Annotated in this window: 23 protein-coding genes; 3 read left to right on the top strand and 20 right to left on the bottom strand. The window is 33.4% G+C overall.

Annotated features, from left to right (window positions below):
• Genes uxaC through eda form a run of 6 tightly spaced genes read right to left on the bottom strand, consistent with a single transcriptional unit; the run spans window position 1 to window position 5,856 of the window.
• Window positions 1-1,407: a glucuronate isomerase gene (uxaC, locus tag BTM19_RS11420; RefSeq protein WP_029377897.1), complete on the bottom strand. Its 1,407-nt coding sequence runs from the start codon at window positions 1,405-1,407 to the stop codon at window positions 1-3.
• 17 nt (window positions 1,408-1,424) lie between these two features.
• Window positions 1,425-2,720: a TRAP transporter large permease gene (locus BTM19_RS11415; RefSeq protein ID WP_029377898.1), complete on the bottom strand. Its 1,296-nt coding sequence runs from the start codon at window positions 2,718-2,720 to the stop codon at window positions 1,425-1,427.
• A complete protein-coding gene (locus BTM19_RS11410; RefSeq protein ID WP_029377899.1) occupies window positions 2,717-3,226 on the bottom strand; it encodes a TRAP transporter small permease in 510 nt (169 codons plus the stop codon). The genes BTM19_RS11415 and BTM19_RS11410 overlap by 4 nt, the downstream gene beginning before the upstream one ends.
• Window positions 3,201-4,238: a TRAP transporter substrate-binding protein gene (locus BTM19_RS11405; protein WP_038678013.1), complete on the bottom strand. Its 1,038-nt coding sequence runs from the start codon at window positions 4,236-4,238 to the stop codon at window positions 3,201-3,203. The genes BTM19_RS11410 and BTM19_RS11405 overlap by 26 nt, the downstream gene beginning before the upstream one ends.
• A 25-nt stretch (window positions 4,239-4,263) precedes the next feature.
• Window positions 4,264-5,235, bottom strand: a complete 972-nt coding sequence (locus tag BTM19_RS11400) for a sugar kinase (RefSeq protein WP_029377901.1) — start codon at window positions 5,233-5,235, stop codon at window positions 4,264-4,266.
• Between the two features lie 3 nt (window positions 5,236-5,238).
• Window positions 5,239-5,856: a bifunctional 4-hydroxy-2-oxoglutarate aldolase/2-dehydro-3-deoxy-phosphogluconate aldolase gene (gene eda, locus BTM19_RS11395; RefSeq protein ID WP_069796867.1), complete on the bottom strand. Its 618-nt coding sequence runs from the start codon at window positions 5,854-5,856 to the stop codon at window positions 5,239-5,241.
• Window positions 5,857-5,992: 136 nt separating this feature from the next.
• On the opposite strand from eda, the gene BTM19_RS11390 reads away from it, so the two are divergent.
• Window positions 5,993-6,937, top strand: coding sequence for a LacI family DNA-binding transcriptional regulator (locus BTM19_RS11390; protein WP_029377903.1), 945 nt, complete (start codon window positions 5,993-5,995; stop codon window positions 6,935-6,937).
• A gap of 819 nt (window positions 6,938-7,756) precedes the next feature.
• Here BTM19_RS11390 and cidR read toward each other — a convergent pair.
• The 3 genes from cidR to isaB all read right to left on the bottom strand — a co-directional run bounded on the left by cidR (window position 7,757) and on the right by isaB (window position 10,774).
• On the bottom strand, window positions 7,757-8,632 hold the full coding sequence (gene cidR, locus BTM19_RS11385; RefSeq protein ID WP_029377904.1) for a cidABC operon transcriptional activator CidR: 876 nt from the start codon (window positions 8,630-8,632) through the stop codon (window positions 7,757-7,759).
• Between the two features lie 72 nt (window positions 8,633-8,704).
• Window positions 8,705-9,565 (bottom strand): class A beta-lactamase, encoded by an 861-nt coding sequence (gene bla / locus BTM19_RS11380; RefSeq protein WP_029377905.1) that lies wholly within the window; start codon window positions 9,563-9,565, stop codon window positions 8,705-8,707.
• Window positions 9,566-10,189: 624 nt separating this feature from the next.
• Window positions 10,190-10,774 (bottom strand): immunodominant staphylococcal antigen IsaB family protein, encoded by a 585-nt coding sequence (gene isaB, locus BTM19_RS11375; protein ID WP_038678004.1) that lies wholly within the window; start codon window positions 10,772-10,774, stop codon window positions 10,190-10,192.
• A gap of 692 nt (window positions 10,775-11,466) precedes the next feature.
• On the opposite strand from isaB, the gene BTM19_RS11370 reads away from it, so the two are divergent.
• Window positions 11,467-12,858, top strand: coding sequence for a GntT/GntP/DsdX family permease (locus BTM19_RS11370; protein WP_029377908.1), 1,392 nt, complete (start codon window positions 11,467-11,469; stop codon window positions 12,856-12,858).
• Between the two features lie 75 nt (window positions 12,859-12,933).
• Here the strand turns inward: BTM19_RS11370 and BTM19_RS11365 are convergent, their stop codons facing one another.
• A complete protein-coding gene (locus BTM19_RS11365; RefSeq protein ID WP_029377909.1) occupies window positions 12,934-14,013 on the bottom strand; it encodes an aldo/keto reductase in 1,080 nt (359 codons plus the stop codon).
• 221 nt (window positions 14,014-14,234) lie between these two features.
• Here BTM19_RS11365 and BTM19_RS11360 point away from each other — a divergent pair, with 221 nt between their 5' ends.
• Window positions 14,235-14,540: a monooxygenase gene (locus tag BTM19_RS11360; protein ID WP_029377910.1), complete on the top strand. Its 306-nt coding sequence runs from the start codon at window positions 14,235-14,237 to the stop codon at window positions 14,538-14,540.
• A 217-nt stretch (window positions 14,541-14,757) separates the two neighbouring features.
• Here BTM19_RS11360 and BTM19_RS11355 read toward each other — a convergent pair whose 3' ends face one another.
• From BTM19_RS11355 to BTM19_RS11310, 10 genes are all read right to left on the bottom strand, one after another.
• Window positions 14,758-15,597, bottom strand: coding sequence for a sialate O-acetylesterase (locus BTM19_RS11355; protein WP_058625832.1), 840 nt, complete (start codon window positions 15,595-15,597; stop codon window positions 14,758-14,760).
• A gap of 379 nt (window positions 15,598-15,976) precedes the next feature.
• Window positions 15,977-17,242, bottom strand: coding sequence for a DUF1958 domain-containing protein (locus tag BTM19_RS11350; protein WP_158227723.1), 1,266 nt, complete (start codon window positions 17,240-17,242; stop codon window positions 15,977-15,979).
• A gap of 239 nt (window positions 17,243-17,481) precedes the next feature.
• The gene (locus tag BTM19_RS11345) at window positions 17,482-18,435 is read right to left on the bottom strand and encodes an ornithine cyclodeaminase family protein (RefSeq protein ID WP_038677983.1); all 954 of its coding nucleotides are present in this window, start codon (window positions 18,433-18,435) and stop codon (window positions 17,482-17,484) included.
• A gap of 9 nt (window positions 18,436-18,444) precedes the next feature.
• Window positions 18,445-18,864 carry a hypothetical protein gene (locus BTM19_RS11340; protein ID WP_058625835.1) on the bottom strand — a complete coding sequence of 140 codons (420 nt, stop codon included), beginning with the start codon at window positions 18,862-18,864 and terminating at the stop codon, window positions 18,445-18,447.
• 102 nt (window positions 18,865-18,966) lie between these two features.
• Window positions 18,967-19,743: a 3-hydroxybutyrate dehydrogenase gene (locus BTM19_RS11335; protein ID WP_069796844.1), complete on the bottom strand. Its 777-nt coding sequence runs from the start codon at window positions 19,741-19,743 to the stop codon at window positions 18,967-18,969.
• Between the two features lie 9 nt (window positions 19,744-19,752).
• Window positions 19,753-20,400: a 3-oxoacid CoA-transferase subunit B gene (locus BTM19_RS11330; RefSeq protein WP_038677977.1), complete on the bottom strand. Its 648-nt coding sequence runs from the start codon at window positions 20,398-20,400 to the stop codon at window positions 19,753-19,755.
• On the bottom strand, window positions 20,393-21,097 hold the full coding sequence (locus tag BTM19_RS11325; protein ID WP_029377917.1) for a CoA transferase subunit A: 705 nt from the start codon (window positions 21,095-21,097) through the stop codon (window positions 20,393-20,395). The genes BTM19_RS11330 and BTM19_RS11325 overlap by 8 nt, the downstream gene beginning before the upstream one ends.
• A gap of 175 nt (window positions 21,098-21,272) precedes the next feature.
• The gene (locus BTM19_RS11320; RefSeq protein WP_037557100.1) at window positions 21,273-22,226 is read right to left on the bottom strand and encodes an accessory Sec system protein Asp2; all 954 of its coding nucleotides are present in this window, start codon (window positions 22,224-22,226) and stop codon (window positions 21,273-21,275) included.
• A 1-nt stretch (window position 22,227) separates the two neighbouring features.
• A complete protein-coding gene (locus tag BTM19_RS11315) occupies window positions 22,228-24,573 on the bottom strand; it encodes a CDP-glycerol glycerophosphotransferase family protein (RefSeq protein WP_038677975.1) in 2,346 nt (781 codons plus the stop codon).
• 381 nt (window positions 24,574-24,954) lie between these two features.
• Complete coding sequence (locus BTM19_RS11310; protein ID WP_029377920.1) at window positions 24,955-25,458, bottom strand: GNAT family N-acetyltransferase; 504 nt, start codon at window positions 25,456-25,458, stop codon at window positions 24,955-24,957.
• Window positions 25,459-25,464 lie beyond the last annotated feature (6 nt).

The following is a 25,464-nucleotide window of genomic DNA, read 5'->3' as shown; positions in this document are numbered from 1 at the left end:
TTATTCCTCCTTAACTCCTTCAATTTTGAATAAATTAACTGCATTGTTATAACAAATGTCTCTCACCATTTGATCAATGGTTGAGGGTGATAATGCAATTTCTCCTTTTTCAATCTTTTCTCCCAAGAAATTACACAATATTCTTCTAAAATACTCGTGACGTGTATAAGAAATCATGCTACGAGAGTCTGTTAGCATGCCGACAAATTTAGACAATAAACCAACGTTGGCATAATCTACTAGGTGGCGTTCCATGCCTTCTTTCGTATCATTAAACCACCATGCTGCACCTAACTGTACTTTGTGCTTACTATTGGAAAAGTTACCGGCAGTCGCTTGAACCATTAAATGATCATTTCCATTGTTAGGGTAAATAATAGTGTCTGAAAGTGCTTGGTGTTGCTCAAGATGGTCTAACATAGCATTTAATCTCTTCGCGCTGAGTTGTTCTCCAACACTATCGAAACCACTGTCTGGACCCACTTTGTCATACATATTTGTATTATTATTTCTTGTAGGACCTAAGTGGAATTGAACTACCCAATTCAATTCGTGATAGACTTTACTAATCTCTGTTAAAATATAGCCTGCTAATTCATATTGTTCTGTTTCTGAAACACTTTGACCACTTACTAATGTTTCAAATATCGTATTAGCTTCTTCAGACGAAGCGGTCATTAATGGTGTTTTTTCAAAACTTTGATCCGAACTTCTAGCGCCTTGTCTATCAAAGTAATGTACGCGTGCTTTCAATGCTTCGATATAATTATTTAAGCTATTAACGTCACAATCAGTCGCTTCATCCAATTTAGTTATTTTTTCTTGTACTGTTGTACTACTTAAAAACACATAGCTATCAGGTCTGAATGTAGGACACACCTTAAATGTTACATTTTTATCTTCATTTAATAATTGATGATATTTCAAATCGTCACATGGATCATCTGTCGTACATACAACTTTCACATTACTTTGCTTTATTAAATTCTGTGGTGTGTGTGATGTCTTAGCTAATTTACGGTTTAATGATTTATAAAGTTTTTTTATATTTACTTTATCTAAATCAGTACCCTCATTAAAATAACGTTTTAATTCAAGCGCACACCAATGGTACATCGGATTAACGATTGAATATGGCAACATATGCATAAATGCTTGGAACTTATCAAAGTCATCTGCATTACCAGTGATATATGCTTCTTCAATACCGTAAGCCCTCATTAACCGCCATTTATAATGATCTCCCCCTAACCAAAGCTGCGTAATATTCTCATAATTTTTGTTTTCATAAATTTCTTTAGGGTCTAAATGACAATGGAAATCGTAAATAGGTAAATCTTTCGCCTTCTCATATAACTTCACTGCTGTTTTATTGTTTAATAAAAAATCATCGGTAATTAATGACATAATATTTTGCTCCTTTTCTATAATCCTAATAATTTAGGAAGGAATAATGATAGTTCTGGGATAAATGTTATACATAGCATCAAGATAATTAATGCAATGAAATATGGTACTAAATATTTAAATACTGCTTCTACACGCACACCACCAACACTTGCACCAACAAATAATGCACTACCTACTGGCGGAGTGATATTACCAATACATAAGTTAAAAGCGATAATAATTCCAAAATGAATTGGGTCTAAGCCTAAAACCTCTGAAATTGGTAAAAATATCGGCGTAAATATTAATACAGCTGGTGTGATGTCCATAAATGTACCAATCATCAATAAAATGACATTTATTAAAAGTAATAAAATGATTGGATTATCCGTCATAGAAATAATGCCATTTGAAATTGTTTCAGGTAATCCCGTATAACTCATGACAAGCGAGAACAATGCAGAAGCAGTAATTAAGAACAAAATCATTCCACTTATTTCTGCAGTCTCTTTTATCACATTAGGAATTTGTTTCAATGATAAACTTTTATAAATAAGCGATAATACGGTCGAATAAAGTACAGCTACAGCTGCACCCTCAGTCGCAGTAAACACACCTGAAACGATACCGCCAATAACAACGACAATTAATAACAAACTAGGCAAAGCATCTAATGTTAAAAATATTTTATCTCTCCAACCAATACTTTCGGATACTTTATATCCTTGTTTTTTTGCCATAATAAAAGCTACAACCATACATGCAATGCCCCACAAAATGCCTGGTATATAACCAGCTATAAATAATGCAGCAATCGATGTACCGCCACTCACAAGCGAGTATACAATGAGCAATGAACTCGGTGGAATCAATAAACCTGATGGTGCTGAGGCAATATTCGCAGCTGCCGAGTATTCTTTTTTATATCCTTGTTTTTCTTCCATGGGTCCCATGATGCGCCCCATTGCTGCTGCGGCTGCTACGCTTGATCCTGAAATTGACCCGAACAACATGTTACCAACAATATTGGTATGCGCTAATGACCCAGGTAAACGACCTACAAGCACTTTCGCAAAGTTAACTAACCTAAATGCGATTCCACCATTGTTCATTATGATACCTGCCAAAACGAATAGTGGTATGGCGAGCATCGTAAAATCGTCAATTCCTGTGACCATTCGTTGCGCTGCCGTCACTATGGTCACATCAAATGGTAAAATCATTAACAACGTGATGAGCGAACTCAAGATAATTGCTAGTGCAATAGGCAAACCGAATAATAAGAAGAAGAAAAAAGTTATAAACAATACTAATCCTGCCAGGATTGTCATATATGCTCACCTCTATCTTCCTTATTAGCTTCTTGGACGGTCGCTAATTCTTGTTTATCTAACAGGTTATATATGGCATAAAAAATAATAAACAAACCAGAAATAGGAAGTGCACTATACATCACAGCCATTGATAAACCAGTTGAAGGTGCGATTTGCAACCATGTCAGTTTAACTACCTCATAACCGCCCCAAATCATAAGAACCAGTGCTACAATGATTAAAATAATATCCGAAATTTTTTCCATCATTAATTGTATTTTCTGTGGTAGTTTTTCACGGATAAATAATATAGCTATATGCTGTTTGATGCCGAACACATAACTTGCACTTAGTAATCCAAACCAAATTAATAAAAATCTTACTATCTCTTCACTTACAGTACTTGGACTATTAAATATAAAGCGTGTCAGCACTTGGTAAATCGACAGGATAACCATTACGAAAAGCGCAATACCAGCTAAAGTTAGCAATAATTTATCAATGATCACCTTTGCTTTCTTCATAGCGTTGTTCCTCCTTTTCGATTAAATTATAATCCGCTTTAGTGTCGGGATTCTTTTTAAATTCATCTTGTAAAGGTTTTGAAGACGCTTTGAATGATGATTTATCTATGTCATGGAATTTCACACCCATTTTTTCTTTAGCTGTTTTCTTACTGTCCTCAATTGCGTTATCCCAAATCGTTTCATGCTTGTCAGTTGAATAAGCCGCTGCATCTTTCAACCACTGTTGTTGTTCTTTAGAAAAACTATCATAGGTCTCTTTATTCATTATTAATATATCTGGAACTATGGCATGCTCGGTATAGTAATAATGTTTAGCAATTTCTCCATGATTATTACTTGTTAATGCCGTTTCGTTATTCTCTCCAGCATCAATCACGCCTGATTGCATTGCAGTGTATACCTCTCCAAAATCCATAGGTGTAGGCGTGCCACCAAGAGATTTAATTAGATCGACACTCGTCTTACTAGGTTGCACACGCGTTTTCACCCCTTTTAAATCTTTGCTTTTTTCAATTTTTTTATCTTTTGTATAGAGATTACGCATACCTGCATCGTAATAAGTAATACCTAAAAATCCTTTATCTGCAGTTGATTTAAAAAAGGCATCCTGTACAGATTTTTTTTGCATCACATGTCGATAACTATCTTGCGACTCAAATAAATAAGGCATATTAAATAAAGAATAAGTCGGTGAAAAACTCTCCAATGCCCCAGCTGAAACCTTAGTCATCTGTATTGCGTTTGTTTGTGTCATTTCTATAGCTTCACGTTCACTACCTAATTGGCCATTCGGATATATATTAACTTTTATCTGTCCATGGGATTCTTTTTCTAATCTATCTTTAAAGATCACAAGTGATTTGTGTACTGGATGTTCGGTTGGCTGATTATGCGCTAACATAATCTCCTTTTTCTTACTTTCTGCGTTACCTTTAGAATCTGATAACACAATAACTGACATGCCAGCTAAAAAGAATGCGCTTACAAACAGAGCTAAAAATTTTTTCATGTTTTCGCTCCTTTTAGTTTAGACTTTAACGTTTCAATTCACCAAAATGCGACGACAGATTATGAACTGCACTTTCTTCTATATTCAATGCATCATCATTGGTCGTATGTTGTATCACTGAGCATTTTGTAGCAAAATCAGTTATAGCATCTAATGGCCATCCCATTGCTAGACCATGTATAAAACCAGCCATAAATGCATCACCAGCTCCAATACGGTTAAGTACGGTATATGAATATGCTTTACCACTTATAAATTTTTCGCCAGCTAATGCAATTCCTTGCAATGTACTTTGCTCAATATCTCGATTACTGGAAGCCATTAAATCTATATCAAATCGCTTTTGAATTGTCTTGGCACAAGTTTCAATGTCATCATTTTCGCCATTTGTCTCTAATAAGTGCGTAGCGTCTTTCTTCCCAAAGAACAATACATCTACAAGTGGTAATACAGATTGAATTACCGGTAATGCTTCTGCTTTTGTCCACAAATTGCTACGGAAATTAATATCAAACACAATTTTAGTACCTTGAGCTTTTAAGTCTGTAAGTACTGATACAATTTGCTCCCGTATAGTCTTATTAACAGCTAATGTAATGCCTGTGAAGATAAAGTAATCACCACTTTGTGTATCTAAGCCGTCGACAACTGCGTTTCCGTGCTCCGCAAATGTAGAATGCTCACGATCATATATAACCTTACCGCTTCTATAACCAAAACTTTCTTCCATGTAATATGTGCCTATTCTACCTTGCTGTTGTTTCACGAATTTAGTACCTACACGTGTTTGATACATTTTTTGCAATGCTATGTGACTCAGTGCATGTTGTGGTAACACCGTTAACATCTCTGTTTTGTGTCCAAATTCTGCTAGTGTGATGAGCGCATTTAATTCTGCGCCGCCGACATTGACATCAAATGTATGTGTATCTTTAAGCTGCTCATAATTAGGCGGAGTATAGCGTAGTAACACTTCACCAAATCCAAATACCGTCATAAATTATCCCTCGCTTTTTAATTCAGCTACATAATCCATTAAACCTGCTTTACCTTGTTGTTGATAAATTTTTGTAATTTCACTTCCGATACCGACTGCAAAGCTACCTGCGTCTAACCATTCTTGATGATTATCTTTACCAACACCTCCTGTAGGAACAATTTCAATTTGAGGTAGAGGCCCTTTAAAATCTTTTATAGATTTAGGAGAAAATTGTGTCGCAGGAAACAGTTTTAATACTTTGCAACCATATCGTAAAGATTCGACCATTTCTTTAACAGTCATGCATCCAGGAATATAAGGTACATCATATAGATTAGCCAATTTCGCCGTTTCTTTATCAAAAGATGGACTTACTATAAATTTAGCACCATTTAAAATAGCGTTACGTGCAGAGACGCTATCTAACACTGTACCAGCACCAATAAGCGCGTCTTCTCTCTTTGATAACTCACCAATAATATCAATGCCATTCGGAGTTGTTAACGTTACTTCGATAACATTTAGCCCCTTATTTATGATTGTATGCGCAATATCTAAAAATGATTCAGCATCATCAGTACGCATCACCGCAATATGTTGTTCCTGTTGAATTGTCTTCATTGTTTCTACGGAATTCATCCTGTCATCCCCTTTTTAAAATAGTTTAGCTACAAAATAACAACGTTGTTATTAATGTCCAAAAAAATATTGTAATGCTTGTCTCTATGGTATAATTAATTCTATCTTAAATCAATCTATTTCAAGGAGAAGTTTTATGGCTGTGACTTTAAAAGATGTTGCCGAAGCCTGTGGTGTCAGCTATTCCACAGTCAGTAAAGCATTAAAAAATTCCCAATTAGTTAAACCAAAAACAAAACAAATGATTCAACAAAAGGCCGTTGAGATGAATTATATCCCAAATCATTCCGCAAGAGCTCTCGTTTCTAAAAAAAGTGGCACAATTGGATTAATCTGGCCATCTGTAGATCGTGTTGCTGTAACACATCTCATTACAGAAATTAATTTAGCCATTAAATCATTAGGTTATGTCATGTTTGTGTCAATCGATGATGTCGCTGCTGCTTCAAAAAAATTTGTTGAGTTTGGCTGCGACGGTATTGTTATTTTTGATGAAGGCGATGACACTAACCTACCTCCAGAAATATATAACAATGTGCCTGTGGTAGCTTATGGTGTAGACCGTACAATTCCTTATCCAATCGTTAACGTAAATCATGCTGAAGCAATGGTCCTAGCAATAAAAGGATTGCTCGCTAAAGGCATCGATACAATAGACTATATTGGCGACATCAATACAACAGATGCTCGTCAAATTGCTAAAAAAGAAGCCATCATAAATTACTGTAAAACCAACAATGTTACCTACCGGATTATCGATTCTAACGGGTTGAATGCAATGGACGCTGAAGCTGCGGTTAAACAATTTTTAAATAATAACACCCTCTCACCGGGAGTTATTTGCGGAAGTTATGATATTACTGTAGGTACAATTAATGCTATGGATTCACGTCAACAACCTATAATTTATTCTTATGACAATATTCCACAAATAAAAAAATTAGATTATCCCGTTCAAGCTATAGGTGTACCAACTGCTGAAATTGCACAGCAAATTGTCACAACTTTAGATCAAGTCATCAAAGGTGAGCCTACGGAGTCTGCATATCATCTACATCCTTCTACAAGTGATGAAAACTGATTAATATATCGCTATATAGTATAAACAAAGCGCCCAAGACTACATGGACAGTGTAGACTTGGGCGAAATTGTTTGAGAGATATTTATCTAGAGGGTTAATGCATTTTTATGACCTCAAACGAAATGAATATTTCGTTCAATGTATTATAGTTTCGTCTGGTAATTGTTTTTAAAAATCTGATAAGTGACTTCATAAATGCGTATGTCATCTTATCGATTTACAACAGCCAGTATAACAATATGTTTTGTTAAATACAGTTAATATAACGTATATTAGGTTCATTCTTTCGTCTACGATGTGGCGTCCTGTGTCGAAATGATGCTTTACCAATGGCGTTGGATGGGGTATTTTTAACGTTCATGACTGGGAGAAGTTAATTTAACATTGGTTTTATTTATCATTTCGATTATTATGTCTACATTCTTATAAGTAATACATCATTCATCTGTTTAAGGCTTACAAATAACAACCATATTAGGTTATGCCACAACGACTCTGTGCAGCAATAACGTATTACCCAGGCAATACATAATTTCAGACACTTTTAATTTGATTAATAAGTTATGAACCCCAGTTAATAAAACGCTTTCTATTAAACTGCTGTTGTATCTTAGGTGTACGATAAAATAAATACATTATGAAATACTTATCAATAAATCATTATGAATGATTTATTTTGCGAGTACTCATAACCCTCTACAACTCTATTATAGTATGGTAATTAACATGATTAAAATACATAGTTGGAATATTTAACATTCCCTGTTGGAATACTTAGTGCTAGCTAAGTGCATTAATTAGCCATTACCAATCAACATTTATTTATACTCTGTTAAAAATTGAATCCATTCATGTGTCACATGATTCATATAGCTATCTTTTTTCCAAACCAATCCTAAATTCCATGCAGCATCAGCCCCCGTAATTTCAATGCCAACAACACCATCATTTAAAATGCGAACAATACTCTCAGGCAAAATACTCACACCAATTCCATCTCGAATCATATTTTCAATAAAAGTTATTTGTGACATTTTCGCTACTGTTTTTGGATGAAAGCCAACTTTCCTACAACTTTCGATAATTTGGTCTTTTAAGTAATAATCATCATGAAACATGATAAATTTTTCGCTCTTTAAATCTCCTAAATAGACAGACGATTGTTTTGCTAACTTAGCATTTTTGTCGACCACTAGTAATAACTTTTCATTATATAAAGGTACTGCATGGTAAATGTCACCATCTACAGGCAACGTAGTAATACCAACGTCAATTTCGTCGCTGTTCAAGTATGATTCAACAGCTTTTCCGCCGCCTTCTATCACTTCATACGTAACATTTGGATATTTATTATGAAATTCATTTAAACTTTCTGTAAATAAACGGACATTCATAATAGCAGAAATACCAACACGAATATGTCCACGTTCTAAATTTGTGACATCACCCATTTCTAACGACAAATCATCCAGTACAGCCAAAGCTTCAACGCACTTATCATAAAATATTTGACCAATATCTGTCAGTATAATATGTTTTTTTCGTCTATCGAACAAAGTTATATTAAACTCATCTTCTATGCTTTTGATATTCTTACTAATTGTAGATTGTGCGATATAAAGATGTTCCGATGCCTGTGTCATACCGCCATTTTTTACAACTTCCACAAAATACTTCATTTGCTTAATTTCCATTTTAAACTCCTCTATACCCCTTTGTTTAATGATTATTAGTGATTGATTTGATTTCTCGATAGAACAAAGTTATCATTTCAATTTTTTAATCGCTTCTTTCGCTGCTGCTGCAATAATTTTGTCATCAGGTTTCGCGTTTTTTTGATCTTGATTCGTATAAATTGCTAAAATAATTGGCTTTGCATGTTTGTCCGTATATATGAATGCTAAATCATTGCGTGTTCCATAAGTTAAACCTTGGCCACTCTTATCTCCGACAGTATAATGTTTTGGCACGCCAGCTTTAATCAAACTATCACCTGTTTCATTTTCAATCATAACTTGTTTTAATAACGCTTGATTTTCTTTATCCATTTGCTTGCTAGTTAATAATTTATTCAAGCTTGTTGCTGCTGCTTTAGGCGTTGTAGTATCAGCAATTTTAGTTGGATCGTAATCATTTAAATCTGGTTCTAACCTTTGTGGTTTTGAAATATAATCTCCTAGACTTTTAAGTTCTTTGTTAAATCCCTCAATGCCACCAATTTCATTTATGATCTTATTATTTGCAGTATTATCACTTTGGAGCATCGATGCCTGCACTAAACTTTTCAATGACATTGTTTTACCTATATATTTTTCGGTAACTGGAGAATATGCAACAATGTCTTGTTCATTTATTTTTATTTTTTTATTAAGTTTATTGTTAGGCGTATTATTAAGTAAAATCCCGCTCGCAATCGCTTTATATGTAGAGGCAAATGCAAATCTTTCATCTGCGTTATGTTGGTACACTTTACCATTATCAGTATTCATTCCGTACACACCTATAGTGACATTATTCTCTTGTTCGATATGTTCAATCTCACTCGCAGATGCGACATTATTATGCGTTAAATGTGTTAATATCACTGTAAATAGACTCGCCATAATAGCTAGAACTATTTTTTTCATAAGAAACATCATCCCCTTATTTATTTAAAATATTTTTATTAAACTTTTTTATAATTATAACTGTAAACTTAACTAATGAAAATCAACATTACAATGAAGTGAGACAAAAGTCTAATTTAATTTAAAAGCCTTCTTCGAAACACACCCTAAAATCAAAAGGTGTAAAGGTTTATCTAAGATAAAGGTCATGTATAAGAACCAATTACTTAATATACTGATTATAAGCGCTTGCGCTCATGTATAAGTCCCACTAACCCTTAAAAGCGGAACACCTGAGTATACACTCATGTGTAAGAGCCACTAACTTTACAAATTAAGAAGTGCCTCTTTAGTGAAGTGGCATTAATGATTACCTGAGCTTGCGCTCATGTATAAGTCCCACTAACCCTTAAAAGCGGAACACTTGAGTATACACTCATGTGTAAGAGCCACTAACTTTACAAATTAAGAAGTGCCTCTTTAGTGAAGTGGGATTAATGATTACCTGAGCTTGCGCTCATGTATAAGTCCCACTAACCCAATAAATTGTGAAGTGGGACTTTAAAATAATTAAGACTGAGACAATTAATTTTGTCCCAGCCTCTCTACTCATGATTTTTAAATTATTATTGCTGTTAAATTATTCTATTGACCAATTGTGATTTCCATTAAATTGTCGTTTTGGTCAAAGAAAGCTGTATAGAAGCCATCATTTGTTTCATATTTTACAAATGTACCATCTTTATTACCTAATTTTCCTTCATCAATAATTTCATTAGAATTGTGTGCATCTTTGAAAGTTTCTTTAGAAACTGAGTCTGGTTTTGTGAAGAATGTTATTTGAACTACTTCATTATCGCTATTAAAGGATACAGAAGTATCATAAACTTTTTTAACGTGGTCAAACTCTTTCTTAGCATCTGTATCTACTTTATAACCGTTAATTGAAACATTGTCATATTTTAAAGCACGTACAAAGTCATAATCTTGAGTGAATGACGGGTCGTATGTTGTGTAACCTTCGTAGTTATACCATGGTGTTTCAGCTTTTAGTTCTGCTTTACTTTCAGTATTTGCACCGCTAGAACCACCTTCACCATGTCCCCATTTTTGCTCTTGCTCAGCTGCTTGTGCACTTGGACTATTTGTCGTAATATATGCTGCTGAAGAACCTACTACCAGCGTTGAAACAACGACAGTTGCTGAAAGTATCTTCCCTATTTTACGCATAATAAATCACTCCTTTAAATTTATGTCCTTTTTTGCCAAACAACAATCTTTCATAACTATTGAATCTCTATTTGATATAGATAACCTTATTTATCAAAGTACACATTATAACAACTTTCATTTATCTCAAATCTAGCAACACTATTTACATTACCTGGTGATTCTCCCTCTGCAAAAACTTCATCTACTGGAATGATACATCATGTGTTGTGTATCCATTATTTTTGTACCAACATGGTATTTCAGATTTTAGATTAAATGCCCCCTCATCACTCCCCATGTTTGACTTGCTTTTTTGCTTTTGCTTCTGATTTTCTTTCTGGATTGTTACTCGTTAAATGCACAAGAGATTGTCTAGAAACAGAACTAACGTTAAGCCTACTATTGTTCATCACCTGATTAAATAACGAATATAATCACTCCTCCATTTTTATAGAACCTATCCACAAAAGTGTAATTATTCACTTTCATCATACACCTACTATTTTTAATTGCAAGATAATATTAAATATTTAATAAATTAGTTTTTTTATTTCTGCAAGTATTATGAAAACGGTTTATTGTAATTGCTTTTGATTTGTTTTAAAATGTTTCTCATGACTGAAATTAATTTTCTTAAAAAACTTTTAATGTACGATGTATATAACAGAGACATAAATTAATTTTGTCATATTCAAAGGGGGAAACATTCAATGACAACTCAAGATTATCAACTATTAATTATAACTGTAATCAGTATTGTGTTACTGATTTTTTTAATCACTTCTAAATTAAAATTCCATCCACTACTAGCGCTGTTGCTTACAGCCATATTTGTCGGATTCACTTCGGGGTTAGGCATTGATAAAATTGTCGAATCTATAGAAGCAGGTGCCGGTTCTACACTTGGGGAAACTGGGGTAACTATTGCTCTGGGAGCAATGCTCGGCAAGATACTATCCGACTCTGGTGCAAGTGATAAGATTGCTTCATCTATACTTCACAACGCTTCTTATAAAAAATTACCTTGGATGATGGCACTGGCTGCATTTATCATTGGTATTCCAATGTTTTTCGAAGTCGGATTAATAATGTTATTACCACTGATTTTTACAATTGCTAAAAAATTAGAAGACGAAAATAAAATTAAAGGGTCTGCGTATGTTGCAATCGGTGTACCCGTTATCGCAGCATTAGCAACTATGCATGGTATGGTACCACCGCATCCGGGTCCTCTTATTTCTGTAAATCAATTTAATGCTAACATAGGTTTAACGATGATTTTTGGTATTATATGTGCTATTCCAACTATTATCATCGCTGGCCCTTTATATGCAAAATTTATTACACCTAGATTATCCGTAAAGCCAAATCAAGATTTGCTAAACCAATATACATCAGAAAATGATAACAAAGATGAACAAACGAAATCAGTACCAACTATCTTAGCTTTTTCAACTATTTTAGTACCTGTCATCATGATGTTATTACATGCAATTGCAGGTGTCTTCTTTGGAGAAAAAACATTACAATATAAAATTTTTGAATTTTTAGGAAGTCCGATTATTGCAATGTTTATTGGTGTGCTCTATGCCATAACCGTACTTGGTTATTTTAACAAACAGGATACACAAAAAATTCGTGATGCATTAGGTAGTAGTTTAAAACCTATTGCAGGAATCATACTTATTATCGCTGGCGGTGGCGCATTTGGCCAAGTCTTGGAAGACTCAGGGGTAGGTACTGCTATTGTACATCTAGCACATAGCTTTTCATTATCTCCATTACTCATGGGTTGGGTAGTTGCTGCACTATTATCCATTTCAACAGGTTCCGCAACAGTGGGTATAGTTGGTGCAACTAACTTAATCTTCCCACTTGTTCAAGCAGATCCTAATATAAACAAAGAATTATTAACAATTTCAATTGGATCAGGTTCATTATTCTTCAATTATGTGAACCATGGTGGATTCTGGTTAGTCAAAGAGTCCTTTGGTATGTCCATGGGTGAAACATTTAAAACTATAACCGTAGTACAGTCGATTGTCGGTATTTGTGGTTTAATCATGGTATTACTATTAAATGCAATTCTAGGTATTTTTTAAGAAAAAAAAGGAGCTATTCCTCAAATTTGGAATAACTCCTTTTTTGTCTTTTTATTATTTTCAACAACACTATATTTATAATAGCGTATCTTTATTAGACATTAATTGATTATAACCATCCAAATAAACTTTTTCTGATTCTGAGGCTTTATCATAAGAATTCATAGCACGATGCCAAAGAGGATATATAGGTTCTGGAATAGTTAAATCAGTAATTGCGGCTGTTTCTTGACTAGTTAATTCTAAATTGTATGAAGCAATATTATCTTGTAGTTGTTCTTTCGTTCTAGCAGCTAAAACAAGAGAGTCGACATTTGGACGCTCTCTAAGCCATGCAAGTGTGACTTGAGCTACTGAAACACGATGTTGGACAGCAATTTCTTGTAAGGTATCTATGAGATTATAAAATAACGCTTTATCTTTGATATACGGTTCTGCCCAACCATCACCTTGTCTTGTGCCAGGCTCACCAGACTGTTGTCTATTAATCTTACCTGTTAACAATCCTTCTCCTAAAGGTGACCAAATACTGTTACCTACACCTAATTCTTTGCCCGCAGGTAATAACTCATATTCTGCTTCTCTTGATTCAGGCGTGTAATAAATCTGTTGTGCGATTGGTGGTGCCATATGATTTGCTACTGCTAGGGTATGTGTCTTTGCTAATGCCCAACCACTATAATTAGATACACCCCAATAACGAATCTTCCCCTTTTTAATCAAATCATTCATCACTTCTATCGTCTCTTCTACAGGCGCTTGGCCATCCCATAAATGCGTATAATATAAATCAATATAATCTGTGTTCAAACGTTTTAAAGAGGCATCAATTGAGCTTTCTATGTTCACTCTACCTGCACCACCATCATTTGGATTATCTGTTAATTGAAAGCCTGTCTTACTGCTGATAACCATCTGTTCACGTTTATCTCTAATCGCTTTACCCAATGCAATTTCCGCATCACCTTTAGCGTATAAATTAGCAGTATCGAATTGGTTGATACCTTGATTTAACGCATAATCTATCATATAGTCAGTCAACGCTTGAGACATACCGCCTGCATTTTCAAAACCGTTTGTACCTGCGAACGGAATACTGCCAAGCGCATATTTCGATACTGATAAGCCTGAATTACCTAACAATGTATAATCCATAATTATCCTCCTTATTAATATAGTTGTACTCACTTTCCCTTAAAAGTAAATTTCAATCAAAATAACTTTCATAAAAAAATACAAACTATATTATCATAGCTATTTAATATTTCTATTTTTCATGAAATATACGACAAAATTAAACTTTTGTTGGTACACGTCATTACTAATTCTAGTTATGATGAATTTATAGTTAATTTAATTTCGAAAGGATGTTTTTAATGGTAACAATTTTACAGGTAGACTTTCCTTTAGAGGGGCCATTCGGTAATGAAATGGCTGAACAATTTGAAGATTTAGCAACATCCATTAATCATGAACCAGGATTTTTATGGAAGATTTGGACTGAGAATGAGTCAGAACAAGAAGCAGGAGGTATTTACGCATTCGATAATAAAACTAACGCAAGGAAGTATTTAGACATGCATAGCCAACGTATACAATCTATGGGTGTCCCTTATGTAAATGCCAAGATATTCGATGTTAATGAAGATCTCACACAAATAACTAAAGGTCGATTAGACTAAAGCTTAAAAAATAAAAACCCCTTCAATGCCACACCGGTAAAAGTGTGCTTTAAAGGGGTTCTGTTATGTGATTTTAATTCAAGTTAGTTCACGACTCGTCTCATCATATTAAATCATTCCACTTATACACTATTACAGTCTAATAAAACTATAAAAGTATAGAAGTTAAATCGTATCTATTAACAAGCAGCAAAGTTATTTCCTGGGTAATTCAAGCTTACTGTAATTCCCCCATACCTTCTATAAACTTCTCATAAGTAATTTCATTTTTGGAGAACTGAGCAACAAGCATATACATTTGCTCGTTTTTCGTATGTTCTTGTTTATATAATAGTGTGTCAGCTTGTGTTTCTGCTGATAATGGATGAATAACGTGCTCACATTTTGAAAATGCTTGATAGTAACGCATACCAAAGCGACGTTGGGAAACTGCATTGATGTGAATGGCATCTGAATTAGAAGTTAACCCTGCTGCCGTAACATAATAGCAATTGTCTTTTTCTTCAGCCGTTTGCTGTAATGCCTCATTAATTTCCTTATATTCTATGGCACTTTGACCAAATGCTGACTTCCCTAAGAAATCGGGGAGCAAACCTAACACAAATGGTACTTCATGTATATTTAATGTTGTTCTAAAATGATCAATAAGCCCGCTTAATTTTGAAGCATATGTTTGATATTGTTGATTTAAACTATCGCTCTCACCTTGATGCCATAATATGCCAATAATTTCACTCGTTTCTTGTGCAAATTGCGCTTCAGTAATAGCATGTCTAGCAAGTACACCTTCTGGATTCCAATCATCTATAGAGGTTCCACCATCTGCACAAGGAATCAAGCCTATCGATTCATTAGGATGAGCATCTAACCACAGCTTAGCAAATGAGGCAGCTGGTCCAACGCCAGCTACAGAACGATCACTATGTATAGGCTCGTCCATCATTTGCCATCTACCATTTTTAAGAACCATAATACGCTCATCTAAAATAGGCGAAACATCTTCCAAGTAACCTCGTCCTGCCATATTCGACTGTCCTATTAACAATATTGATTTCATATTAAAACTTCCTAACTTAGTTACGTATTTGTTATAAATATCATACTATATTCATGCAGTTAAGAAAATTAATTGCTTTGTATTTCAGTGTAATATCAACATCTTATGCTTACTACATTTTTAATTCTGGTAATTTATTTATATGAACTTATCGGAGAAGGTAATTATTACAAAAACATTCGTTACTGGAACAATAAGATTAATAAGTACAAAAATTAACATTCAAACTTCAAAATTACATAAACGTGGTGCTAATTATGCTAAATTCTACAACCAAGATGGCTCCATAATTTATCCTTCCTAGAAGCAAATTATGGAGCTAATTATATAATAAAAATAGTAAAGACTCCTAAATTTTAACTCTAGGAGTCTTTTACTATTACGATAGATCTGAGTTTTTTCTATTGCTAATAATTATATATAAAACAGATATTACACACAGCGCAATTAATAAAAACCATCCATATTGGCTTACCATATAGACATAATTCTGTTTAAGCGGCGTCACCATAACACTTGGTTGTTTCATATCACTTGTGAGATATTGTCGCTTGGTATCCGAAACTAATAATTGATTGTTTTTAACTTCAAACTTAATTTGTTGTCCTTTTTCTACTACGTCACGTAAAGGTGTCTCGACGTTATACCATTTACCATTGATATATTGTTTACCTTTAGGCATAACTTCTTTATATTCAAACTGATTATATACCTTATCTAATAGCGCATTACCGATAACATGTCGTTTGTACTCTGAATCATCAACGTCCCAATGCCCTACTCCCATAACAACTTGTACGAGTCCAAAGTTCCCCCTATCTATTGTAGCAGTATAGTTGTATGCTGCTTTATCACTAGATCCAGTCTTCAACCCGTTTGTACCTTTATATTCATGAACATCGCCTTCCAATGAATGATGATACGTATGGAAATGTTCTTCATATGGAGTATTGGGTTTACTAGTGTATGTAATATGTTTTGTAAAAGACGTTAAATATGGGTATGTATTTTTTAAATAAAAAGCCAGTTTGGCAAAATCTCGTGGTGTCGATGAATTATCCTCATCTAAGTTACTACCTGGTGGTAAATATTCATTTCCGACACTACGATTTTCAGCACCAAATGGATTGGTAAAATGTGTGTGTTCCATCCTGAGCTTTTTAGCTTTTTGATTCATCATTGTTACAAATTTACCTGTATCAGGTTCTACCTGTTGCATGAGCATACGTGTTGCAACATTAGAACTAGGTACAATCAGTAAATTAATGAGTTCTTTAATAGTATAATGCGTTCCCTTATGCATAATATTATTGCTTAGCAAAGGATGGTGACTAAAACGTTCATCATCTGCAGTCACGGTAACCGATTTATCCATAGATAGCGTACCATCTTGAATTCTTTCTAACACAATTGATAAGGTCATTAGTTTCGACATGCTTGCAGGCCGCCATGGTTTATCAATATGCTCTTCCCATAATATTCTACCCGTATGACTGTCTGCTATAATGCTACCTTTGGGTTGATAAAAATCACTCACGTTATTACCATGTGCTCTTGTTACATCAATAGACGACTCTGCAAATACATAACTAGGTTGCGATATCACTAAAATTAAAATGAATAATAAAAATAATGTTTTTTTCACTTTAGCCTCCTTCATAGATATAAAATATTTACTATAATATACTACGTTTCATTAAAGTTTAGTATATTGTTTTTTTACACTTTATTGATAATTTTTGAATTCTTTACATAATCTAAATAGGTAAAAGTGCTTTTTGTTAGAAGGTGCACTTACGATATCTTGAAATTCAGTAAACTATTCAATACATTAAAATGAGCTAAGACAATAATGTTTGCCTTAGCTCATTTCTTAAACTTTAATTATGATTTTATGACTTTTTGATAAAAGTAATTTGCTACCACAATATCTACAATAGCAACACCTACAGATTTAAATATCGTGATTTCGTCTTCAGACACGCGCCCAGCTAACTTTGAAGCAACGATATGTCCGAGTTCACCATATAGGTAATCTTGTGCAAACACACCTTCTGATACTGGATTGATTAAGTCTCCCGTTTCTTCCATTGCTGCTTCTACTGCTTCAACAACGACTTTGTCTGCATCTTCAACTGCGTTGGATGGCAATTCTTGCATGTCTGGTTTAAATGAGCCAACCGCATTCACGTGCACCCCATGTGCTAATCGTTGTTTGAACACATGCGTTTTTGAATTAGTCGCTGTTACGATAATATCTGAACCTGCTATAGCTGTATCAACATCATCACAAACAACTAACTTTAAATGCTCATGGTCTTGTTGAACCTTTTTAGAAAAGTTTACTGCTTTATCATAAGTACGATTATAAAATTGTATACGCTCAATATCTCTAACAGCTAACACCGCTTCAATAAGTCCTTGTGCTTGGTCACCCGTACCGATGACACAAAGTGTTTTCGCATTTTCTCGCGCAAGATACTGTGTAGCCACGCCAGAAATAGCACCTGTCCTAATCTTAGTTAAATACGAGCCTTCTAAAACAGCTAACGTCTCACCTGTTTCATAATCCGATAGAATTACAGAGCCGACAATAGTATTTTTGCCGATTTTTGTATTATTAGGAGCTACTGTGACAGTCTTAAGGCCTACAATCTTTAACTCATCTGAAAGTGCTGGCATGACGAGATAACGATTATCTTCGTTAAAAGGTAATGAATAACGTAATGGCGTATCAGTCTTTCCTTCAGAATATGCTTTTAGTGATTCAGCCACTTCATCAATAATCTCTTTCATATCTAACAATTTTGCCTGTTCCTGTGCATCTATATAACGCATAAGCCACCTCTACTCTGTATAATTTTCTTCATATATGTCAGTTTTAGATTCAATGAAATGCTCGAAAAATAACAATAGTGTGTATGTAGCTGCAATGGTAAGTATCGCTATCAATAATCTCTTCCCTTCTATAAGTAAAAAACTAATGCCTAATCCAAGCACAAGACAAAATGCAATCATATTTTTAACAAAAATAATCCAATAATCGACTTTGATGCCAATCCATGTACGAACATTAACATCTTCGGTTTTTATACCATATAAAGTAATTTTCAAATTTTTAATAGTTGTATAAATAAATGATAAAATCATCAATGCAAGGATTATTTTTCTAAATAAGTGGTTATCCATAAAATTAGACATAATAGCACAACTCGCAGAAAAAATAATCGTAAACCAATTTGTATCATTTGCCTCTGGATTTTTCATCAAATTCTTACCTCCAATTAAACGTTACACTGTTAACTTTAACGTAACATATTTTAATTGGAAATTATCATAGATTTAAAATTAATTTGTTTTAATTTTAAATTATTGTACTGTGTAGCCTCCATCTATAAGAATTGCTTGTCCTGTTACACTTTTACCGCTATCGCTACATAGGAATAAAGCATAATCTGCAATATCGTTGATATCTAACAAACGTTTTTGTGGAATCAATGGATACAATACCTCTTCTAACACTTGATCTACTTCTACGCCTCTATCTTTTGCTAAATCTGCCATTTGATTACGTACTAAGGGTGTGTCTATATAACCGGGACAAATTGCATTGACTGTTATACCTGCAGTCGCTGTTTCTAATGCCGATACTTTTGTTAAACCGATGATTCCATGTTTCGCACTATTATATGCCGCTTTCCCTGCAAAACCTATCACACCATTGATCGAAGCCATGTTTAAAATACGACCAAATTTTTGTTGTTTCATAATAGGCAAAGCATATTTAGTTCCGATAAAGCTCCCTGTTAACATGATATCTATCATCTGTCTAAATTTTTCTGTAGGAAATGACTCAATACTTTCAACATGTTGCAAACCAGCATTATTGAACAAGATATCTAACCGTCCATAATAAGAGACAGTTTCCTCAATCATTGATTTCATAGCCGTTTCGTCTGTAACATCCACTTGTATAGCTATGCAGTCATAGCCTTGTGCTTTCAATTTATCTCTTTCTTCAATGAGCTGATCTTGATTTAAATCAGCTAATACTACTTTTGCTCCATTTTCCAAAAATACTTTGGCAATACCTAACCCTATACCACTAGCTGCACCTGTAATAATCGTCACTTTATCTTTTACCAATTGTGTCACCTACTTTAATTCATTTTCAAAATGTGCCTCGGTACTAGCTTCTACTTGTTCCAATGTTGTACCAGGTTGTAATTCAATCAGTTTCATAACACCATTCTCAAACTTAAATACAGCTAAATCAGTAATTAATGTATTCACCACACCGGCACCTGTCAGTGGTAGTTCACACTGTGACTTAATCTTAGAGTCTCCATGTTTATTCATGTGGTCCATAATGACGACGACCTTTTTTGCACCGACGACTAAATCCATTGCGCCTCCCATTCCTTTTACTAACTTTCCAGGAATCATATAATTTGCTAGGTCTCCTGATTCCGAAACTTCCATACCACCAAGAATGGCTAAGTCAATATGACCTCCGCGGATCATGGCAAACGATTCTGAATTATCAAAATAAGATGCCCCTTTTGCAGCAGTTACTGTCTCTTTCCCTGCATTAATTAAATCCGGATCAATTTCTGCTTCTGTAGGATACGGACCAATACCGAGCAATCCATTTTCTGATTGAAAATAAACATTCTTTACGTGATCATTAATTTCATTTGCTACTAATGTAGGCATCCCAATACCTAAGTTAATGACCATATCACTTTTAATTTCTTGTGCTGCACGTTGAATAATCTTTTGTCGTTGTAATTGCTTATCCATGGTTAGCCTCCTTAAACGTACGTTTCTCAATCCTTTTTTCAAAATGAGACCCTAAATAAATGTAATCAACATACACTCCAGACATGTGGACCTCATCTGGATCAATTTCACCTACTTCAACTAATTCTTCGACCTCAACTACAGTCGTTGCGGCTGCCATCGCACATAGAGGGTTAAAATTTCGTGCCGTCTTTTCAAAGACGAGATTTCCAAAAGTATCTGCTTTATGTGCTTTCACAATACCAAAATCACCTTTAATTGCACGTTCCATTAAATATGTTTCACCATCAAAATCGCGTGTCTCCTTACCTTCAGCAATTCTTGTACCAACACCTGTTTTAGTATAAAATGCAGGGATTCCTGCCCCACCAGCACGCAATTTTTCTGCTAGTGTTCCTTGAGGGGTTAATTCAACATCTAATTCTCCACTAATCAGTTGCTGTTCAAAAATTTTATTTTCCCCAACATAAGAGCTAATCATTTTATCAATTTGTTTATGCTCTAGTAAACGACCTAAACCAAAATCATCGACGCCACAATTATTACTAACTACCGTTAATCCCTTCGTACCTTTGTCACGAATCGCTTCAATACTATGTTCTGGAATACCACACAATCCAAAACCTCCTGCAAGTACTGTCATACCATCCTCTAAACCTTCAAAAGCTTTATGTATTTCTTTAATTACTTTCGACATATATTAACCTCACTTCTAAGTTTACTTTTAATACCTAGTACTAAAGCAATTATACGTGAAATTTTAAGTGAAGTCTTTTATTTATGTTTACGCTTACATTTACGTGCATATTATTGATCTAATAAAAAAGAGAAACTGTAGTAATTCTACAATTCCTCCTATAATTTATAAATTTTTATCTACCTAATAATAGACCATTTAACAGCATAAGTTGTTCTGGTACACTGTTGCGTGAAACGTCGGGGTGATTCACAACCATATCGTCATCTAAATTAATTTTATTAATTAACTGATTATCAATACGGTTTGTTTCATCAAAATAATATTTAACATTATCGCAACAAATCACATATTTTTTGGCATCGTTTGATTGCTTCAAATGTTGCTCAATTGAAGGGACTAAATCTTCCTTTCTTAATCCTTTCATAAAACGTCTATCATTTTGAGCTAAATTGCCGCCTATATTAACGATTGGATCAACGGCCACTGTCTTAAAGTCTAATGCTGCACCATGATATAGCGCGCCCGTTCCACCCTTAGACCCACCGTAAAGTACCACGTTCTCATCTTCGACACCTAAATTACTCGCTGCATATCTGATTGCGTCTTGAACATCTTCTTCATACTCTGGATAATTTGTCGTACTAATATAATGAGATCCGTGAGAAACATTTAAGTCCATAATACGCATCGTATAAACGTTTTTCACTAAACTTCTTTCAATACCATCAAAAAATTTAGGAAACATACGCTTAGGCATTAATGCACTATCATACTCTTGTAGATTAGGCATACAAGTGAAAATAACTAACAATTTCTTAGGTACATTTTCATTTACTTTTCTGCCTTCCGGTTCATCCAACGTATAGAAGAGATCTCGAAATTGTTTCAAATCTTTTCTTTGAAATAGCTCTTTGACATGTTTTCTTTTATAAAATTTAGAAATAGTCCCTTGATGAAAATAAAGAATATAATCATTTTTCAATAACGTCTTATATTGTTCATGAAGCTCAGGATTTTTTCTTACCATTTCTAAATAATTTAAGTTACTTTCCGTATCTATCAATATTCTTTTATCATTATTAAAGTCAATTGGCTCATTGATTCTATAAATCATTTCTGTACTCATTTTATTTATCCATCCCATTACTATTAGTTTCTTCAAAAACAGTGTTTAAGATTTGTTGCGAACTTTCTTTACTATCTTTTGAAATCAGTCGGTTCACGATTTTTGAATAGTCCATATAATTCATACCTTTAAGTTGCAACGCGAGCTTTTCTTCATCTAAAGAAACAATTGGGAAGTGTCCTAATTCAAAAATATTAAAATAGAAGCCAATATCCTTCTGATACATTTCTACATCTTCTTGTAATAACAGAATAGGCTTATTTAAATGTGCAAAATCAAAGATAGTTGATGAATAATCAGTAATCATCGTTTCACAAAGAATATATAATTCTTGAATATCTACAAATTCATTATAAAAACAATGTATTCTAGTATCTAAACTATTATATTTACTTCTAAGCATGCCTTCGTTTGGATGTAATTTAACAATGATTTCATATTCTTTAGGAAGATATTCTAATAATTTCACTAAATCAACACTGGTTAAATTTTCTCTTTCTTTTTTTCTCCATGTTGGGCAGAACAAAATATATTTCTTATCTTCATTCGTTGTAAATAAATATTTTCGCTGTAATTTCTTCCGTTCTTCGTCAGTTACTTGGTTGAGTAAATATTCATTTCTAGGAGCACCGTAGTCTAATATTTGCAGGTTTTCATTATCTTTTAAATTAAATGCCGATTCAAGTAACATCGTATTCATTTTTGAAGATGTTAATAAATAATCCCACTTTTTCATACGTGGTCTGAATTGTTTTAATTGATCTCTTCGTTCTTTTTCGTCTTCTAAATCATTCACCATTTTTTTCAACGGGAAGCCATGCCAAGTTTGTACAAACACTTGATCCGGATGCTTATATACTTTATCCCATGAATTACTATTCATAAAGACATATTTACATTGCCTAAATTTATTTTTGTAGTCCTCAGTTCCAAAGCGTATAGGTTTAAAACCGTAGTTTCTAATTTCAATGTCTACTAAAGAATTAGCTGAACTAACAAAAATATTTTTTTGTGGATAGTTTTTTTGAATACTAAGTGCGATATATTTAGGATCCCCACTAAAATTATTACCGTGGAACGATTCAATAAATACATTACTCTCTTTTGGTTCTATATTATCTAATATTTTCTTACTAAGTCTTTCTTTACGATTATTATAATATTTTTTAAACCCTTCGAAGAAAATATTATTTTTTAACACCTTACTTAAAAAAGGTTTCTCTTTTAAATCTTTATATAAAACCCTACCACTATCTAATTTTTCAATTTTATTTTTAGGTTGAAGACGTACTCTTTTTCTATATTTTGTTGGAACAAGAGGACGTTTGTTTTGAGACGCTTTTTTAAATTGTTTTAAATATTGGTTACTATATTCACTATCAAGAAATTCTGTATTTAAATTTTCAACATCTGTTAGTCTATTTTCTTTTGAATATTTATTATTTAGCATTGAAAGTAATAATTTACTATCCTTAGAAAGATTTTTTTCTAAAAATTGAATACCATAGTATTTGTCATAAACTTCTCTAAGTACACCATCATTACCTGGGTATATAAGCGCTCTATTGCCTCTAGCTAGCGTTTCTAAAATTGAATAACCTAACGTTTCATAAGGCGATGAGGAAATATAAATATAATTTAATGGTTCTTTCTCATTAATATGTATATTGTCTTGTAAGTTGTAGTAATTCACGAGATTCTTATATAATGCTTCTGATGGACCATAACCAACAATATAAAGTTGAATATCATCTCTTTCAGTATTTTTAATAATATAATTCACCAATTTGATGACATATGAAATATCTTTGATGCCATCTTCAAAGCGTGCTTTTATTAAAAGATTTCTTTTCGTATTTATCGGTTCTTTTTTAATTTTAATATGTTCTGCATTAACGTATTTGTTAAATACTGATTTATAGTTATATTTACAAATAAACCTCTGTTTAATACCTTCTGTACTAACTCTTACCCCATCTATAGCCTCTAAGCAAAGGTCTATCGAATCATCTATATATTCCATCGGTCCATGTATTTCTCCAATGACCTTAGTTGATTTATTAATCGCTTTGACGTCTTTGGCATAATGGAATAAATCTTCTCTTGTGATAATCAACACATCACATTTAGATAATAGTTTTATATCTCTAAATTTATATATCTTTAAATTTTCATTGTCAATATCTTCATGAATATACAAACGTGTAGTAGCATCTTGATCAAAGTCTAAATTGTTAAAGTAATTAACTGTATATCCTTGCTTTAAAAAGGATTTGATCAAATTAATATTACTTCTTGAAGTTCCGCCTTTAGCAAAAATATTAAATCCCAAAATATTGATATTCATAAACGCATCCTCCATTCAATTATTATTTCGCCCTTATGAACATTTCACTCTTATAATAAAAAACTACCGAAAAAGTCATTTAGGTTATATTATACTGTATCATTTTATTAAAATCTATATATTTTTCAATAAATATACATTTTCTTTAAGATTAAAAGATTATTGTGAACAAGAATTATAATTTATTAGATTCTAATTAAACTCTATTTTTTTATTTGAAAATTTAGATGAGTTCGTTAATAATTTAGTTTTTTTACAAATTGCAGTACCCCCATATACTTTCTAACAGTTAAAACGACAAAAACACCGGCAAAAGTCCTAAGACTCTTGCCGGTGTTATTACAACTATATCATTAAATTATGCTATACATTTTATACTTATTAGGCAATTTCAATTTGGAAACGACGTATCACTGTTCCATCATCTAGTGTTGAAGCTTCGATTTCTTCTCCACCGTTGTGTTGAATGACTGCCGCTGAGGCATCATTTTCCTTATCGCATGTTATCAATGCTTCTTGCACACCAATTCTTGATAAATAATCTAAAGATTTTTTCAATAATTTATTACCAAAACCTTTGCCACGGTGTTTCTTTCGGATGCCGTAGCCAACATGGCCACCAACTGTTTTAAGTTGCTCATTTAAATTATGACGAATGTTTGCAGCACCAATAATCTCATCATCATCGATTAAAAATAGCGTCGTATTATCTACTGATGCGTCATGTGATTTATTATCTGCTAATTCATGTACTAAATCTTCAAAGTTATTATACTTTGTAATATTAGTGATTTCAGGTACCACTTTCTCATCGTGATCAATCCACTCTCTCATATAATCACAATACATCATTTCGTCTTGCATTGTTAACTCTCTAAACTCCATGTTGAC

This window comes from Staphylococcus xylosus, from assembly GCF_002732165.1.
In the GTDB taxonomy this organism is placed as follows: Bacteria; Bacillota; Bacilli; order Staphylococcales; family Staphylococcaceae; genus Staphylococcus; species Staphylococcus xylosus.
Note: the sequence above shows the minus strand (reverse complement) of the source record. Positions and strands in the feature narration are given on the sequence as shown.